Source organism: Ruegeria sp. BJ5 (genome assembly GCF_056537865.1).
This window is the reverse complement of the sequence record NZ_JBQFSH010000001.1, coordinates 1,424,926-1,440,520: the sequence shown is the minus strand read 5'-3', so window position 1 is coordinate 1,440,520 and position 15,595 is coordinate 1,424,926. Positions and strand designations below refer to the sequence as shown.

The following is a 15,595-nucleotide window of genomic DNA, read 5'->3' as shown; positions in this document are numbered from 1 at the left end:
TCGCCCCAAACCCAGTGAACCCTGACCAACAGGCGCGAGGTACAATCATGCAATATCACCGCCCCGCCAGCTTTGCCGAAGCTTCAGATCTGGCTGCCCATGCAACGGGCATCACGCGGTTTCTGGCCGGCGGCACCGACGTCTTGGTGCAACTGCGGTCCGAGATCGTGACTCCGGACACCCTGATCGACATCAAGGCCATCGACGGCGTACACGCCATCACCCGCCACGCCGATGGCAGCTGGACGCTGGGCGTGGCCGTCACCGGCGCCGAGATGAGCGAACACCCCCAGCTGGGACGCGAGTGGCCCGGAGTGGTCGAGGCGATGGACCTGATCGGCTCGACCCAGGTCCAAGGCCGCGCCACCCTGACGGGCAATCTGTGCAATGGATCGCCTGCCGCCGATTCCGTCCCGGCCATGGTTGCTGCGGGCGTGACAGCAACGGTGACCGGTCCGAGCGGTGATCGGATCGTGGCGGTCGAGGACATCCCGACCGGCCCCGGCAAGACCTCGCTGGCGAAGGGCGAGTTGATCTCGGCCCTGCATATCCCGGCGCGGGGCGAAAATGGCGGCGACGCCTATCTGCGCTTCATTCCGCGCACCGAGATGGACATCGCCGTGGTCGGCGTGGGCGTAAACCTGCGCGTCGATGGTGACACGATCACCGAGGCCCGCGTTGCGCTGGGGGCCGTGGCGCCCACCGTCCTGCTTGTCGAAGACTGCGCCCGGGCGCTGATCGGCACCACGCTGGACGATGCCGCGTCGGCGGCACTGGCCGCCGCCGCCTCGGCCGCCTGCAAACCCATCGACGACAAACGCGGCACGATCGAATTCCGCACCGAAGTGGCCGGCGTTCTGGCAAAACGCGCCGCGAAAATCGCCTATGCCCGCGCCAAGGGAGAGACCGCATGACCAAGCATCACGTCACCACCACCGTCAACGGCGATACGGTCGAATACCTGTGCGACGCGCGCGAAACCCTACTGGACTGTCTGCGCGACAAGCTGAACCTGACCGGGGCCAAGGAGGGCTGCGGCACCGGCGATTGCGGGGCCTGCTCGGTCACGCTGGACGGGCGGCTCGTCTGTTCCTGCCTGGTGCTGGGGGTCGAGGCCGAGGGCAAGCAGATCGAAACCATCGAAGGCATGGCCGAGGGTGAAACCCTGCACCCGTTGCAGCGCAAGTTCATCGACCATGCCGCGCTGCAATGCGGGGTCTGCACACCGGGCGTTCTGGTCGCCGCCAAGGCGCTGCTGGAAAAGAACCCCGACCCGACCGAGGAAGAGGCCCGCTATTGGCTGGCCGGCAACCTGTGCCGCTGCACGGGTTATGACAAGATCATCCGCGCCGTTCTGGAGACGGCCGCCGAGCTGCGGGAGGCTTCGTAATGGCACTCGACGATCGCAAGTCGCACTTCACCTTCGTGGGCACCCGCCCGAACCGTCCCGACGGTTTGGACAAGGTCACCGGCCGCGCCCGGTTCGGAGCCGACGTGACCGCGCCGGGCATGCTGTTCGGCGCCATCCTGCGCTCGCCCCACGCCCATGCGCGGATCGTTCGGATCGACACCTCGAAGGCCGAGGCGCATCGGGACGTTAAAGCCGTGGTCACCCGCGCCGATTTTGCCGATGTCCCGTTCAAGCCGGGGCTCGAGGGCGAGTTCTGGAACGTTCTGGAAAACATCATGGCCGGGGAAAAGGCGCTCTATGACGGGCACGCGGTGGCGGCGGTTGCGGCCAGTTCGGCGCTGGCGGCGCGGGATGCGCTCAAGCTGATCGAGGTCGAATACGAGGTGCTGCCCCATGTCACCGACGTGGACAAGGCGATGGCGCCCGACGCTCCGGTGATCCGCGAGGGCGCGGCCGACTATTCGGTGCCCGAGGGGATGCACCCCAACGTCGTGCGCTATCACGAAAGCGGCCACGGTGATGTCGAGGCGGGCTTTGCCGATGCCGATCTGGTGATCGAGGATCACTTCGTCACCGAGGCCACCCACCAGGGGTATATCGAACCGCACGCCTGCCTTGCATCGCTGGGCGCTGACGGCAAGGGCGAGCTGTGGTGCTGCACCCAGGGCCACTGGATCGTGCAGAAGACCTGCGCGGCATTGCTGGGGATCGAAACCGCGCAGCTGCGCGTGACCGCATCGGAAATCGGTGGCGGGTTCGGCGGCAAGACCACCGTGTTCATCGAACCGGTGGCGCTGGCGCTGTCGCGCAAGGCCAACCGTCCGGTCAAGATCGTGATGTCCCGGTCCGAGGTTCTGCGGGCCACTGGGCCGACGGCCTCGGCCTCGATGGACGTCAAGATCGGCATGAAGAAAGACGGCACCATCACCGCCGCCCAAGGCGTGTTCCGCCTGCAAGGCGGTGCCTTTCCAGGTGCGCCGGGCGACATGACCGCAATGTGCGCCTTTGCGCCCTACAACCTGACCAACGTGCGGCAGGTGGGGTATGACGTCATGTCCAACCGCCCGAAACAGGCCGCCTATCGCGCGCCCGGCGCGCCGATGGGGGCGTTTGCGGTAGAATCGGTCATCGACGAACTGTGCAAGAAACTGGGCCTCGATCCGGTCGATGTGCGCCTGAAGAACGCCGCGCGCGAGGGCACCAAGGCCAGCTATGGCCCCACCTATGACCGGATCGGCCTGGTCGAGACGCTCGAGGCCGCCAAGGGCCACCCGCATTATTCCGCGCCGCTGAAGCCGGGGCAGGGGCGGGGCGTCGCCTGCGGGTTCTGGTTCAACCACGGGGGCGAGACCTCGGTGTCGCTGGCCCTGTCCGAGGACGGCTCGGCGCAGCTGATGGTCGGCACGCCCGATATCGGCGGCTCGCGCGCGTCGATGGCGCTGATGGCGGCCGAGGTGCTGGGCATCCCATACGAGAACATCCGCGTGACCATCGCCGACACCGCCACGCTGGGTTACAACGACGTCAGCCACGGCTCGCGCGTGACCTATGCCAGCGGTCTGGCCACGATCAAGGCGGCGCAGCACGCGGTCGAGAAACTGTGCGAACGCGCGGCGGCCAAATGGGGCATCCCCGTGGACGCGGTGAAATGGGAAAACGGCTGCGCGGTGCCGTCCGGCCCCAACGCGGGCGATTTCGACCCGCTGCCGCTGGCCGAGATCACCGCCGACATGGGGCGCACAGGTGGGCCGATCTCGGGCCATTTCGAGGCGACCCCCGAAGGCGCCGGCGTGTCCTTCGGCACCCATATCGTCGATGCCGAGGTCGATCCCGAAACCGGCAAGACCTCGATCACCCGCTACACGGTCATCCAGGACGCAGGCAAGGCGATCCACCCGGCTTATGTCGAGGGCCAGTTCCAGGGCGGCGCGGCGCAGGGCATCGGCTGGGCGCTGAACGAGGAATACATCTACGGCGAGGATGGCCGGCTGCAGAATCCGGTGTTCCTCGACTACCGTATCCCTGTGGCCAGCGACCTGCCGATGATCGACACGGTGATCGTCGAGGTGCCCAACCCAGGCCACCCGTTCGGCGTGCGTGGCGTGGGTGAAACCGGCATCGTGCCGCCATTGGCAGCCATCGCGAACGCGGTCTCGAACGCGGCGGGCGTGCGGATGCGACAACTGCCGATGTCGCCGCCGCGCATTCTGGCCGCCCTCAAGGGCAATGGTTGAGGTCCATCTCTGGTCCGGTCTCCGGTCGCTGACCGGGGGCCAGGAAGTGGTGCAGGTTCAGGCTGCGACAACCGGCGAGCTGCTGCGCGAACTGGTGCGCCTTCATCCGCAACTGCAGGCGCCGATCGACGCGGGCGTGTCCGTTGCCGTCAATGGCCGGATCATTGCAGCGGGTCTGTCCGAACCCATTCCCGAAGGTGCCGAAGTCTATCTGATGCAGAGGTTGCGGGGCGGGTAGCCCCGTGAAATCGGCGGGGGAGGACCGGAAGCCCCGGTCTTGAATTCGGCGCTTCGGCCTCACCCCTGGTCCTACCGAAGTACCCCCTCGTTAAAAAAACACCATCAAACGGATCGGCAGGATTGATCCGCTATGTATTGCAATATTGGCATTAGTATTGCGGGAAGGTGTCAGATGTGTGTGATTTCCGGCCATGCGTGGTTGACGTCGGGGAAGTTGCGCCTGCAAAGATATCGAGGCGTCGTGCAGCGGAATCCGGGTAAAAACTGGAAGATGGTGCTGCTGGAGAGAATTGAACTCTCGACCTCTCCCTTACCAAGGGAGTGCTCTACCTCTGAGCTACAGCAGCGCTGTGGGCGGGTGATTAGACTCAAACGAAACGGGGCGCAAGGGTCTCTGGACGGTTTTTTTCGCCTCCTGTAGAGAAAGATCATGGCAGAGAAAAAATCACCCAAAAAACACGGACAATCCGGATCCGCGCGCGAAGATCGGCTCAAGGCTGCCCTCAAGGCAAACCTGGCGCGGCGCAAGGCGCAGGCCAAGGCGCGCAGCGCACAGGATGACCGGCCGGGACAGCACAAGGACTAAGAGCAGATGGATTCGATTCTGGTAACGGGCAACGGGCCGCTTCACGGCCAAATTCCGATCGCGGGGGCCAAGAATGCCTGCCTGACGCTGATGCCGGCCACGTTGCTCAGCGAAGATCCGCTGACGCTGACCAACGCGCCGCGTCTGAGTGACATCAAGACCATGACCGCGCTGCTGCAGTCGCTGGGGGCCGAGGTGTCGGCCCTGCAGGACGGGCAGGTTCTGGCGATGTCCAGTCATGATCTGACCAGTCACACGGCGGACTACGAGATCGTGCGCAAGATGCGTGCCTCGAACCTCGTTCTGGGGCCGCTCTTGGCGCGTTTCGGGCGAGCCGTGGTGTCGCTGCCGGGCGGTTGTGCCATCGGGGCGCGGCCGATGGACCTGCATGTCGAGGGGTTGGAAGCCCTGGGCGCCGAAATCGAGTTGAAGGACGGCTACCTGCACGCCAAGGCGCCAGGTGGATTGAAGGGGGCGGTGCATGAAATGCGCTTTGCCTCGGTGGGTGCCACGGAAAACATCGTCATGGCCGCGACGCTGGCCAAGGGCACGACGGTTCTGAAAAACGCCGCACGCGAGCCCGAGATCGTGGATCTGGTTCAATGCCTGCGCAGCATGGGCGCGCAGATTGAGGGCGAGGGCACCTCGACCATCGAGATCCAGGGTGTCGACCGCCTGCATGGGGCCACGCACCAGGTAGTCACCGACCGGATCGAACTGGGCACCTACATGCTGGCCCCTGCCATTTGCGGCGGCGAGGTCGAACTGCTGGGCGGCCGCCTGTCACTGGTCGAATCCTTCGTCGAGAAGCTGACGGCCGCAGGGGTGGACGTTGCCGAGACGAAACAGGGCCTGAAGGTCTCTCGCAAGAATGGCCGGGTGCGCGCCGTGGACGTGGTGACCGAGCCGTTCCCGGGCTTTCCCACCGATCTGCAGGCGCAAATGATGGCGCTGATGTGCACGGCCGAGGGAACCTCGGTGTTGGAGGAGCGGATTTTCGAGAACCGCTTCATGCATGCCCCCGAACTGGTGCGCATGGGCGCGCAGATCGAGGTGCATGGCGGCACCGCGACGGTGACGGGGGTCGAGCGCCTGAAAGGCGCGCCGGTGATGGCCACCGATCTGCGGGCCTCGGTCTCGCTGATCCTGGCCGGGTTGGCGGCCGAGGGCGAAACAACCGTCAGCCGGGTCTATCATCTGGACCGCGGATATGAGCATGTGGTCCGCAAGCTGGAAGGCGTGGGCGCGAAAATCGAACGGATCAAGGGCTGATGGCAGACGCAACATTCGAAGATGGGCGCGAGGCGCCGCTGAACCTTGGCGCATTGGATGTCGAGGACCTCAAGGTGATCGCAACGCTGACGCAGGATGCGGTTTTTCCGGTCAGCGAAATGACCTGGCAACCAGCCCGCCGCCGCTTTGCCTTGCTGCTCAACCGGTTCCGGTGGGAGGACAAGGAAGCAGCCGAGCGCCGTGGCCGGGATTTCGAACGCGTGCAGTCGCTGCTGGTATTCGACTCGGTCCTGTCGGTGTCCAGCCAGGGGGTTGATCGATCCGACAAGGACCTGATCCTCTCGGTTCTTGATATCGAGTTCCACCCTTCGGATGACGGCACGGGCGAGGTGCTGCTTGTTCTGGCCGGGGATGGCGCGATCCGTCTGACGGTGGAAGCGGTTGATGCAACGCTCAAGGATGTGACCCGCCCCTATCGTGCGCCTTCGGGCAAGGCGCCTCGGCACCCGGACTGATATGCAGAACAAGCGTGGCATTTCGCAGGCGCTGTCTCAGGGGCGGGCCGGCGTGTCGCTGCGCCGGGCCACCGTGTTCGACGTGTTCGGCCTGAGCCGGGTTCTGGTCCGCTCCATCACCCGGCTGTGTGAAGCTGACCACGGAAATCAACCAGACAAGATCGCAGCGTGGACTGCCAACAAGGACCCGCAGTCCGTTCGCAACTGGATCGCGTCGGGCGCCCAGATCTGGATGGCCGAGCGGAGCGGGCAAGCGGTCGCCGTCGGCGGGCTGCGCGCACCGGCCGAGATTTCGCTGCTTTATGTCGATCCGGGCCACGCGGGGCAGCGGGTCGGTGCGGCGTTGCTGTCCCGGCTCGAGGCCGAACTGGCCCTGTCCGGGGCCACCACGGGTCATTTGATGTCCACCCGGACCGCGCTGGGCTTCTATCGCCGGAACGGCTGGGTCGCGGCGGGAGAGCCCGCGGACTGGAACGGCATTCCCCAATTTCCCCTGCGCAAATCGCTGCACCCCTCGGGCTGAGGGTTGAGGCCCGCCCCGGCGGGCGATAAGACCCGTTAAAACGCCCCGGAGTACGCAAATGCCCGTTTTCCTCGACACGACATCCGCCGATTTCGAAACCGGATTCCTGGCCCTTCTGTCCGCCAAACGCGAAGACAGCCCCGATGTCGACGCCGTCGTGGCGCAGATCATCGCAGACGTGCGGTCGCGTGGCGATGCTGCGGTGATCGAATTGACCGCAAAATTCGACCGGTTGCAACTGACGCCGGACACTCTGGCCTTTAGCGCCGCCGAGGTGACGCAGGCCATCGCGACCGTCAGCGACGATGACCGCGCGGCGCTGGAACTGGCCGCCGCGCGCATCCGCGCCTATCACGAACGCCAGATGCCGCAGGACCAGGAATGGACCGACGAGGCGGGCGCGACCCTGGGCTGGCGCTGGTCGGCAGTGTCTGCCGCGGGGCTTTACGTGCCGGGCGGGCTGGCCTCCTACCCGTCCTCGGTGTTGATGAATGCCATTCCGGCCAAGGTGGCCGGGGTCGAGCGGCTGGCCATCGCGGTGCCCACGCCGGACGGACAGGTCAACCCGCTGGTCCTGCTAGCCGCGCGTCTGTCGGGGGTCGACGAAATCTATCGCATTGGCGGCGCGCAGGCGATTGCCGCTCTGGCCTATGGCACCGACACGATCGCGCCGGTGGACAAGATCACCGGACCGGGCAACGCCTTTGTCGCGGCGGCCAAACGGCGGGTGTTCGGCAAGGTGGGCATCGACATGATCGCCGGCCCCTCCGAAATTCTGGTGATCGCGGACAAGGACAACGACCCCGACTGGATCGCGCTGGATCTGCTCAGCCAGGCCGAGCACGACGAAAGCGCCCAGTCGATCCTGATCACTGATGATGCCGGTTTCGGCCGGGCGGTGGCCGAAGCGGTGGAAAAACGGCTGGAGACGCTCGAACGACGTGCGATCGCCGGGGCCAGCTGGCGCGACTATGGTGCGGTGATCACCGTGCGCGACCTGGACGAAGCCGCCGCGCTGTCGAACCGCATCGCACCCGAACACCTTGAACTGTGCGTGGCCGATCCGGTGGCGCTCAGCCAAAAGACGATCCACGCCGGCGCCATTTTCCTGGGCCAGTACACGCCTGAGGCCATCGGCGACTATGTTGGTGGCCCGAACCACGTGTTGCCCACCGCACGCTCGGCCCGGTTTTCGTCGGGGCTCAGCGTGATGGATTTCCTCAAACGCACCACGCTCAGCCACATGACGCCCGAGGCCCTGCGCGCCATCGGCCCGGCGGCCGAGCAATTGGCGCGGTCGGAAAGCCTGGAGGCGCACGGGCTATCCGTGGGCGCGCGGCTCAAGCGGCTGAATGGTTGACCTTGGCATCATGGCGGCGGGGTCACATCCGGCTTGCGACTGCCGCGGCGCGTGCAAAACCACTTGCGGTGGTCGTCCGACCCGTGCGTTTTAACCGGTGACGTCTTAGGACAAACCCGGAGCCGAATTTGGAACGTGTCGCAACCCTCTGGATCGGAGAGCGCTTCAGCTTTCTGGAGCATCTGTGCCTGAAATCCTTTGCGGACTTGGACCAAAAGCCGATCGTCTACCACTATGGCGATCTGCAGGACATTCCGGGCTATGTTGAGGCCCGCGATGCGCGAGAGGTATTCGATGCGTCCGAAATCTATCGCGATCCGATCACGCGGTCGGTCGCCGTACATGCGGACCTGTTCCGCTTGAAACTGCTGCAGCAGACCGATCAGATATGGGTGGATGCGGATGCCTATGCGGTCAAACCTTTCCAGACCGATCAGGGCTATTTGTTTCCAGCGGCCAACCGCAGACGACAACGCATCATGAATGGCGTTCTTGCCCTGCCGAGCGACAGCCCGGCCTTGGCCGAAATGTGCGCCTTTGCCTTTGACGGCGATCTGGTGCCGCCCTGGTGGCCCGAGGAACAGCAGCGCGCCTATCTTCAGATCTTCGGGCGCTCGACCTATTGGAGCCTGCCGATCTTCAGCCTTGGCCCGCCGATGTTGTTTCACTACCTTTTTCCGACGCCGGAACATGCCAAGGCCGTCTCGCGGAAATCGCTGTATGCGGTTCCGCTGCGCCATCGGGCACTGTGGAACGAGCCGGATCAGGACAAGCTTGAGTTCCTGGACTGGCAGAACCAAACCTCGATCCATTTCTACGGCTCGTGGTTTCGCAGGATCTTCAAAGATCGCGATATCAATCCCGGTTCGCTTGTTGACACCTTGCTGCGAAAGCACGGGATCGACCCCAACGAGCACCCCATCTGACCTTGCGTCCAGCCCGTTTCCCGCGTTGTCCCGCGGGCATAGGTGCGCTAGGTCTGGCCTGACCTGAACGGAAGTCGATGACAATGACCCGCATTTCGCATATCGAACTGGACGATCGAAACCTGCCGCCGCCCACGCCCGAGATCGAGCAGGAGCGCAAGGTTGCGATCTATGACCTGCTCGAGGAAAACTCGTTTGCCCTGCCCAAACGCGACGATCGGTTGGTGCCCGACGGCCCCTATCACGTGCAGCTGTCGATCCGCGACAAGCGGCTGGTGTTCGACGTCACCACCGAAGACAGCCAGAAAGCCGCCGAGTTCCACCTGTCGCTGGGTCCGTTCCGGCAGGTGGTCAAGGACTATTTCCAGATCTGCGAAAGCTATTTCGATGCGGTCAAGACCCTGCCGCCCAGCCAGATCGAAACCATCGATATGGCCCGGCGCGGCATCCACAATGAAGGCAGCCGAGTCCTGCAGGAACGGTTGGAGGGCAAGGCCGAGATCGACACCGATACCGCCCGCCGCCTGTTCACGCTGATCTGCGTGCTGCATTTCGGAGGCTGACGGGTGAAGCCTCTGCCGCATTCGGTCCTGTTCTGCTGCGACCACAACGCGGTGCGCTCGCCCATGGCCGAAGGCATCATGAAGAAATTCTACGGCACGGGCACATATGTGCAGTCGGCCGGGGTGCACAACGACCTGGAAATCGACGGGTTCAGCATCGCCGTCTGCCAGGAGATCGACGTGGAGCTGTCGCGCCACCGGTCGCGGTCGTTCGACGAGATGCAGGAATGGGGAGATGACCTGGGGTCATTCGACCTGATTGTGGCCCTGTCGCCTGCCAGCCAGCGCAAGGCGCTGGAGCTGACGCGGGTTTTTCACCTCGATGTCGATTATTGGCCAATAATGGACCCTACCGGGCTGGGCGAGACGCGCGAGGAAAAGCTACACCACTACCGTCAGACCCGCGATCAGATCATCAAACACCTGAAGGATCGCTGGGGGAAACCTACGGAGATCGCATGACCCAGACCGTCCAAGCCTATTTCGATGCCTTCAACGCCGGGGATGTGGCCGGCATGCTGGCCTGCCTGTCCGACGACGTGGCCCATCACGTGAACGAAGGCCAGATCCGCGTCGGCAAAGAGAAATTCGCCGAATTCTGCGCGCATATGAACCGCTGCTATCGCGAGACCTTGACCGACATGGTGATCTTCGAGGCCGAGGGCGGCACCCGCGCCGCCGCCGAATACATCGTCAACGGCACCTATCTGGAAACCGATGCCGGCCTGCCCGCGGCCTCAGGTCAGTCCTATCGCCTGCCCGCCGGGTCGTTCTTTGACCTCAAGGACGGCAAGATCACCCGCGTGACAACCTATTACAACCTGGCCGACTGGGTGAAACAGGTGTCGGGTGGCTGAGGTCACGCAGGTCCGCGCGCTGACGGGGCCGGCGCTCGAGGCGGCGCTGGACGACGTGGCGCGCCTGCGCATCGCGGTGTTCCGCGACTGGCCCTATCTCTATGACGGCGATCTGGCCTACGAGCGCAGATACCTGCAATCCTATCGCGACAGCGACCGGGCGATCGTGGTCGGGGCCTTTGACGGCGACCGACTGGTCGGGGCCGCGACCGGCGCGCCGCTGGCCGACCATGCCGAGGATTTCGCAGCCGCTTTCGACGGCACCCGGCTGGAGTTGTCGCAGATCTTCTACTGTGCCGAATCCGTGCTGCTGCCCGACTATCGGGGGCAGGGCGTTGGACATGCGTTCTTTGACCTGCGCGAAGACCATGCACGTGCCTTGGGCTTTGCCAAATGCGCCTTCTGCGGCGTGCAGCGTCCGGCGGACCACCCGATGCGGCCAGCCGGCTACCGGCCGCTCGACCCGTTCTGGCGCGCGCGGGGCTATGCGCCCTTGCCCGGCGTTATCGCCCAGTTTTCGTGGAAGGATCTGGGCGAGGACTCGGAAACCCTCAAACCGTTGCAGTTCTGGATCAGGGATTTGTGAACCCGCCCTATCGCGTTGTTTGTGCCGCCGGCACGCGCGCCGACAGCCGTTCGTCTAGCCGCGAAAATCTTCGAGGATCCGTCGATAGAACGCTCCTCGTGCTCCAGCGCCCAAGGGTCCTGCGACACATTCCCGATCCAGGTTTAATTCCCCCGCGGGCACGATCTGCCGCGCGATTTCGGGCGGTGTCGTTTCGTCAGACGTTCCCGTCCTCCAATCGTGAAAGGCGGTGGAGTATCGAACGACCGCGCCGCTCGCCGGCAAGTCAAGCAACCCACCCTCGGCAAAGAACGTCAGTCTGTCTCCCATTTCTTCCCCGATGAGTTTGAGCCTGTCACCCAAGCGATGCTTGAGGATAGCGACAAACACGATCGCGGCGGAGAACGTGAATTTATCGACAATTACGACGACCCGCTGACTTGCGCTTTGCGCGATTGCGTCGATCAAAGGCATCGTCAGAAGAAAATCACCGCCGCTGTTTCCGCGAACGTCAATCAAAAGCGTTTTGCCAGAGCAAGCGCGCACGCGACCCGCTGCCTCGGATATGGCTTTGCGCAGCGCATCGTTGTCAGGGTCAAAGAAGCTCGGCAGTTGAATTAAAAGCCCAAGTGCCTGCCAATCCTCAATTTCCACAAAGCTCTCGGGTTCCCATGCTGGATCGGCTTTGCCGCGCTCGTTTCTCGGGTAGAGCGTCGACGCAGGAACGGTGTTTCCATTTGCTACTTTCAGGTTGGTTGTCTGCCCATTTTCGTCCTGCAAATGATACTCGGTCGTACCGTCGTTGGACGAAAATCCCAGCCGTTCCAACGCCTGCGGCCAAGCCAGAATAATCGGGCCGATGACCCGCTTCCTCTGGCGCGTTCCCGCCAGAAATTTGTCCGCCGCGGCCTCGATTTCGCTTACAGCAGCGCCATTGACTGCCAGCAGCGCGCCTTGTGGAGCGATCACCCCCGATGCCGACCCAAGGACTTGGACGGAACGCCCCACGCTTACGAACCGCAGAGGCAACACCGAGATTGCATCATTCGGGATCAGCCGGGTGTGCCCGTTGCTGGGAAGTGCCAGAAGGCGCATCGCGGACAGGAGAAATGCATCGACCGAGCTCTCAAGTGCGTATCGCCGACTGTCACTGACACAGCTGTCTATCGCCGCCCTTTCGATCCGCTGAAAGCTGGGATCGTTTGGCAGAACAGTCTCCAGAATGAGCTCCAGGTCATCGATCAGCGACATGGGTCACAGTGCGCATGGCCGATCGGCAATGTCCAGATTGGGTGTGGGTCCGGCGCTCTACCGGCCCGGACCCTTGCTTTGAAAGGCTATGCACCGAACCAATAGTTTCTGTTGCGGCGAACAACCCGATTGGCCTGTACACCGGGCAACAACGGCTATTTACTTCTTCGCAAGAACAGCATTGGAACCCGCATCATGAAAATCGCCACGGCCGCCTACAATCTCGACTGGCTCGACAGCTGGGCGCATTACGAAGACAAGCTGGACGCTTGGGTTTCGCAGGCCGCGGGGCAGGGGGCCGAACTGCTGGTGTTTCCCGAGTACGGCGCGATGGAGCTTTCGACGCTGGCCGGGGCCGAGGTTGCGGGGGATCTCGAGCGCTCGATCCAGGCGGTATCCGAGCGGATGGAAGATGTACAAATCCTGCATCGGTGCCTCTCGGCCGAATACAATTTGTACATTCTGGGCGCATCCGCCCCGGTTCAGGCCGGCTCAGGCCGCCCGATGAACCGGGCCGAATTCTACGCCCCTTCGGGCGCGCAGGATCATCAGGACAAGCAGATCATGACCCGGTTCGAGCGCGAAGACTGGGACATCGCGCCGGGCGGACCGTTGAAGATCTTCGAGACGGCGCTGGGCCGGATCGGCGTTCTGATCTGCTATGACAGCGAGTTTCCCCTGCTGGGCCGCGCCCTGTCAGAGGCCGACGTGATCCTTGTGCCTTCGTGCACCGAGGCCCTGTCGGGCTATTGGCGTGTCCGTATCGGCGCGATGGCGCGGGCGCTGGAGAATCAATGCGTTGCGGTCATGGCGTCGCTGGTGGGCAACAACGACTGGTCTCAGTCCGTAGACACCAACACTGGGACCGGAGGCGTTTTCGGCCCGCCGGACAAGGGCTTTCCACAAACCGGCGTGTTGGCAGAAGGCGTGCTCAACCAGCCAGGCTGGACCTACGCAGACGTCGATCTGTCGGCGATCGCCGAGGTTCGGGCGGATGGCCATGTCCTGAACCGATCCCACTGGACCGAGCAGACGCCCCGAGTCGAATCGGTCACAATGTCGCGCCTTTAAGTTATTCCACCCTTGAAATAAGGCCGAAATAGGCTCATTTAAGCGCCACCTGCGGATTCTGCAGGGCAACGCAAAGATGGAGACAACATGGCCAAGGAAGATACGCTCGAATTTCCCGGTGTCGTGAAGGAACTCCTGCCTAATGCGACGTTTCGGGTCGAGCTGGAAAACGGCCATGAGATCATCGCACATACGGCAGGCAAGATGCGCAAAAACCGCATCCGTGTTCTGGCCGGCGACAAGGTTCAGGTCGAGATGACCCCCTATGATCTGACCAAGGGTCGGATCAACTACCGCTTCAAGTAACGCCTGCCGCAATGGCGTTCATTCTAGGATCGGGCAGCCCCAGACGGCTGGACCTGCTGGCTCAGCTTGGCGTGCAGCCCGACGCCATTTCGGCCCCCGACATCGACGAAGACCCCCAAAAGGGCGAGCTTCCGCTGCCGTATTGCGCGCGCATTGCCCTTGAAAAGGTGCATGCCGTGACTGCGGCGCCCGATGATATCGTCCTGTGCGCCGACACGACGGTTGCGCTGGGTCGACGCATATTGGGCAAGCCCGAGGATGCGGGACAGGCAGCCGAATTTCTGCACGCCCTGTCGGGCCGTCGCCACCGTGTGATCACCTCTGTCGCGGTGCGTCGCGGCGATCGGGTGTTGCAGCGTGACGTCGTTAGCCAGGTCAAGGTCAAGCGTCTTTCGGACGTGGAAATCAACGCCTATCTCGCCACCGGCGATTGGCAGGGCAAAGCCGGTGCCTATGCCATCCAAGGGCCCGCGGGCGCCTTCATTCCGTGGATCTCGGGCTCGTTCACCGGTATCGTCGGGCTGCCTTTGTCCGAAACCGCAGGACTGTTGCAAGGCATCGGTTACCCCCTGTATCGCGAGGCACTATGAAAGGTCGAACGATCATTCTGGATCACATTCAAGGCCGCGAAGCCGCAGCCCTGATGGTGGATGGCAAACTGGATGATTTCCTGATCGCCGCCGATGCGCCTGCCCCTGGTACGATCTACCGTGCCCGGGCCGAGCGGGCGATCAAAGGGCAGGGCGGGATGTTCCTGACAACGCCGGATGGTCCGGCTTTCCTTCGGCAGGTCAAGGGACTGGCGCCGGGTGAGATGCTGTTGGTGCAGGTCACGGGCTATGCCGAACCGGGCAAAGCCCTGCCGGTGACGAACCGCATCCTGTTCAAAAGCCGCTATGCCATCGTCACGCCGGACGCACCCGGGCTGAACATCTCCCGCTCGATCCGCGATGATGAGGAGCGCGACCGGCTGCTGGTGATCGCGCATGAGCAGATGGACGGCAGCCCCTTCGGTCTGATCCTGCGCTCCGGTTGCCAGGGCGCGGATGCCGATGAGATCGCCGAAGACATCGCCGCCATGCGAGCGCTGGCCGAGCAGGTCGTGAACGACACCGGAAACGCGCTGGAAACGCTGTCCGAGGGCGACGGACCGCATGTCCTCGCCTGGCGCGAATGGGTGGAGCCGGCCGAGGTCTCGACCCAGGCGGGCGGTTTCGCGGACCATGGCGTGCTCGAGGCGCTGGACGCCGCACGTGGCGCATCCCATCCTTTGGCGGGTGGGGCGCATATGTATGTCGAACTAACCCGGGCTTTGGTGGCCGTGGATGTGAATACCGGTTCGGATGGCTCGCTGGCTGCGGGGACAAAGGCCAATTTCGCCTGCGCCAAGGAACTGCCGCGCGCCCTGCGCGTGCGCGGGCTGGGCGGGCAGATCACGCTGGACCTTGCGCCAATGCCCAAAAAGGACCGGCGCGGGTTCGAATCCGCACTCCGCGCTGCCTTCAGGGCTGACAGCGAAGAAACGATCCTTGCCGGCTGGACGCCGCTGGGGCATTTCGAATTGCAGCGAAAACGCGGCCGCATCCCTTTGTCGGAGGTCCTGAAATGAGCTGTCCGATCTGCGGAGAAGATACGGTCAAACAGTTTCGTCCGTTTTGCTCGAAACGCTGCGCCGATATCGATCTGGCCAAGTGGCTGAACGGCTCCTATTCGGTTCCGTCGCAGCGCGAGGATGACCTGGACGATGAGATTCAGGATGCTGTCGAAATCAAGGATCGCCCGCACTGAAAAAATCTGAAAAAGCCTCTGGACACCACGTTTGGCAAGTCATAGAAGGCCTGCACCTAACGGAAAACTCCGTTCCCGTGCCCGGGTAGCTCAGGGGTAGAGCAGTGGATTGAAAATCCTCGTGTCGGTGGTTCGATTCCGCCCCCGGGCACCATTTCATCAAGAT

Annotated in this window: 20 protein-coding genes and 2 tRNA genes; 20 read left to right on the top strand and 2 right to left on the bottom strand. The window is 63.6% G+C overall.

The annotated features are described in order from the left end of the window. The first annotated feature begins 47 nt into the window (after positions 1-47). The 4 genes from ACR0NY_RS07175 to ACR0NY_RS07160 are packed head-to-tail and all read left to right on the top strand — an operon-like array spanning position 48 to position 3,883. Positions 48-914: an FAD binding domain-containing protein gene (locus tag ACR0NY_RS07175; RefSeq protein ID WP_170337445.1), complete on the top strand. Its 867-nt coding sequence runs from the start codon at positions 48-50 to the stop codon at positions 912-914. Next, positions 911-1,390: a (2Fe-2S)-binding protein gene (locus ACR0NY_RS07170; RefSeq protein ID WP_170368885.1), complete on the top strand. Its 480-nt coding sequence runs from the start codon at positions 911-913 to the stop codon at positions 1,388-1,390. The genes ACR0NY_RS07175 and ACR0NY_RS07170 overlap by 4 nt, the downstream gene beginning before the upstream one ends. Beyond that, positions 1,390-3,645: a xanthine dehydrogenase family protein molybdopterin-binding subunit gene (locus ACR0NY_RS07165; protein WP_170368884.1), complete on the top strand. Its 2,256-nt coding sequence runs from the start codon at positions 1,390-1,392 to the stop codon at positions 3,643-3,645. Before ACR0NY_RS07170 ends, ACR0NY_RS07165 begins: the two co-directional genes overlap by 1 nt. Next, positions 3,638-3,883, top strand: coding sequence for a MoaD/ThiS family protein (locus ACR0NY_RS07160; protein WP_040633350.1), 246 nt, complete (start codon positions 3,638-3,640; stop codon positions 3,881-3,883). The genes ACR0NY_RS07165 and ACR0NY_RS07160 overlap by 8 nt, the downstream gene beginning before the upstream one ends. A 274-nt stretch (positions 3,884-4,157) precedes the next feature. On the opposite strand, the gene ACR0NY_RS07155 is transcribed toward ACR0NY_RS07160, so the two are convergent. Then, positions 4,158-4,232, bottom strand: a tRNA-Thr gene (locus tag ACR0NY_RS07155). A gap of 83 nt (positions 4,233-4,315) precedes the next feature. Here ACR0NY_RS07155 and ACR0NY_RS07150 point away from each other — a divergent pair. The 10 genes from ACR0NY_RS07150 to ACR0NY_RS07105 all read left to right on the top strand — a co-directional run bounded on the left by ACR0NY_RS07150 (position 4,316) and on the right by ACR0NY_RS07105 (position 11,034). After that, on the top strand, positions 4,316-4,471 hold the full coding sequence (locus ACR0NY_RS07150; RefSeq protein WP_170337448.1) for a hypothetical protein: 156 nt from the start codon (positions 4,316-4,318) through the stop codon (positions 4,469-4,471). Between the two features lie 6 nt (positions 4,472-4,477). Beyond that, positions 4,478-5,743, top strand: coding sequence for a UDP-N-acetylglucosamine 1-carboxyvinyltransferase (gene murA / locus ACR0NY_RS07145; protein WP_170337449.1), 1,266 nt, complete (start codon positions 4,478-4,480; stop codon positions 5,741-5,743). Next, complete coding sequence (locus ACR0NY_RS07140; protein ID WP_170337450.1) at positions 5,743-6,219, top strand: DUF2948 family protein; 477 nt, start codon at positions 5,743-5,745, stop codon at positions 6,217-6,219. The genes murA and ACR0NY_RS07140 overlap by 1 nt, the downstream gene beginning before the upstream one ends. A 1-nt stretch (position 6,220) precedes the next feature. After that, the gene (locus tag ACR0NY_RS07135; protein ID WP_170337451.1) at positions 6,221-6,742 is read left to right on the top strand and encodes a GNAT family N-acetyltransferase; all 522 of its coding nucleotides are present in this window, start codon (positions 6,221-6,223) and stop codon (positions 6,740-6,742) included. A gap of 58 nt (positions 6,743-6,800) precedes the next feature. Beyond that, positions 6,801-8,102, top strand: coding sequence for a histidinol dehydrogenase (gene hisD / locus ACR0NY_RS07130; RefSeq protein ID WP_170337452.1), 1,302 nt, complete (start codon positions 6,801-6,803; stop codon positions 8,100-8,102). A 128-nt stretch (positions 8,103-8,230) separates the two neighbouring features. Then, entirely contained in the window at positions 8,231-9,028 is a 798-nt protein-coding gene (locus ACR0NY_RS07125) for a glycosyltransferase family 32 protein (protein WP_170337453.1), read from the top strand. Between the two features lie 83 nt (positions 9,029-9,111). Next, positions 9,112-9,591, top strand: coding sequence for a UPF0262 family protein (locus ACR0NY_RS07120; protein WP_093962859.1), 480 nt, complete (start codon positions 9,112-9,114; stop codon positions 9,589-9,591). Between the two features lie 3 nt (positions 9,592-9,594). Then, positions 9,595-10,053 carry an arsenate-mycothiol transferase ArsC gene (locus tag ACR0NY_RS07115; RefSeq protein ID WP_093962858.1) on the top strand — a complete coding sequence of 153 codons (459 nt, stop codon included), beginning with the start codon at positions 9,595-9,597 and terminating at the stop codon, positions 10,051-10,053. Next, the gene (locus tag ACR0NY_RS07110; RefSeq protein WP_170337454.1) at positions 10,050-10,448 is read left to right on the top strand and encodes a ketosteroid isomerase-related protein; all 399 of its coding nucleotides are present in this window, start codon (positions 10,050-10,052) and stop codon (positions 10,446-10,448) included. Before ACR0NY_RS07115 ends, ACR0NY_RS07110 begins: the two co-directional genes overlap by 4 nt. Then, entirely contained in the window at positions 10,441-11,034 is a 594-nt protein-coding gene (locus tag ACR0NY_RS07105) for a GNAT family N-acetyltransferase (protein ID WP_170368883.1), read from the top strand. The genes ACR0NY_RS07110 and ACR0NY_RS07105 overlap by 8 nt, the downstream gene beginning before the upstream one ends. A gap of 54 nt (positions 11,035-11,088) precedes the next feature. On the opposite strand, the gene ACR0NY_RS07100 is transcribed toward ACR0NY_RS07105, so the two are convergent. Then, a complete protein-coding gene (locus ACR0NY_RS07100) occupies positions 11,089-12,264 on the bottom strand; it encodes a S41 family peptidase (protein WP_170368882.1) in 1,176 nt (391 codons plus the stop codon). Between the two features lie 195 nt (positions 12,265-12,459). On the opposite strand from ACR0NY_RS07100, the gene ACR0NY_RS07095 reads away from it, so the two are divergent. The 6 genes from ACR0NY_RS07095 to ACR0NY_RS07070 all read left to right on the top strand — a co-directional run bounded on the left by ACR0NY_RS07095 (position 12,460) and on the right by ACR0NY_RS07070 (position 15,583). Beyond that, positions 12,460-13,335 (top strand): carbon-nitrogen hydrolase family protein, encoded by an 876-nt coding sequence (locus tag ACR0NY_RS07095; RefSeq protein WP_170368881.1) that lies wholly within the window; start codon positions 12,460-12,462, stop codon positions 13,333-13,335. An 87-nt stretch (positions 13,336-13,422) separates the two neighbouring features. After that, a complete protein-coding gene (gene infA, locus ACR0NY_RS07090) occupies positions 13,423-13,641 on the top strand; it encodes a translation initiation factor IF-1 (protein ID WP_005978431.1) in 219 nt (72 codons plus the stop codon). 11 nt (positions 13,642-13,652) lie between these two features. Beyond that, positions 13,653-14,231 (top strand): Maf family protein, encoded by a 579-nt coding sequence (locus ACR0NY_RS07085; RefSeq protein WP_170368880.1) that lies wholly within the window; start codon positions 13,653-13,655, stop codon positions 14,229-14,231. Beyond that, the gene (locus tag ACR0NY_RS07080) at positions 14,228-15,250 is read left to right on the top strand and encodes a ribonuclease E/G (protein WP_170368879.1); all 1,023 of its coding nucleotides are present in this window, start codon (positions 14,228-14,230) and stop codon (positions 15,248-15,250) included. The genes ACR0NY_RS07085 and ACR0NY_RS07080 overlap by 4 nt, the downstream gene beginning before the upstream one ends. After that, entirely contained in the window at positions 15,247-15,429 is a 183-nt protein-coding gene (locus ACR0NY_RS07075; protein ID WP_170368878.1) for a DNA gyrase inhibitor YacG, read from the top strand. Before ACR0NY_RS07080 ends, ACR0NY_RS07075 begins: the two co-directional genes overlap by 4 nt. A gap of 79 nt (positions 15,430-15,508) precedes the next feature. Then, positions 15,509-15,583: transfer RNA gene (locus ACR0NY_RS07070), tRNA-Phe, on the top strand. The last annotated feature ends 12 nt before the right edge of the window (positions 15,584-15,595 follow it).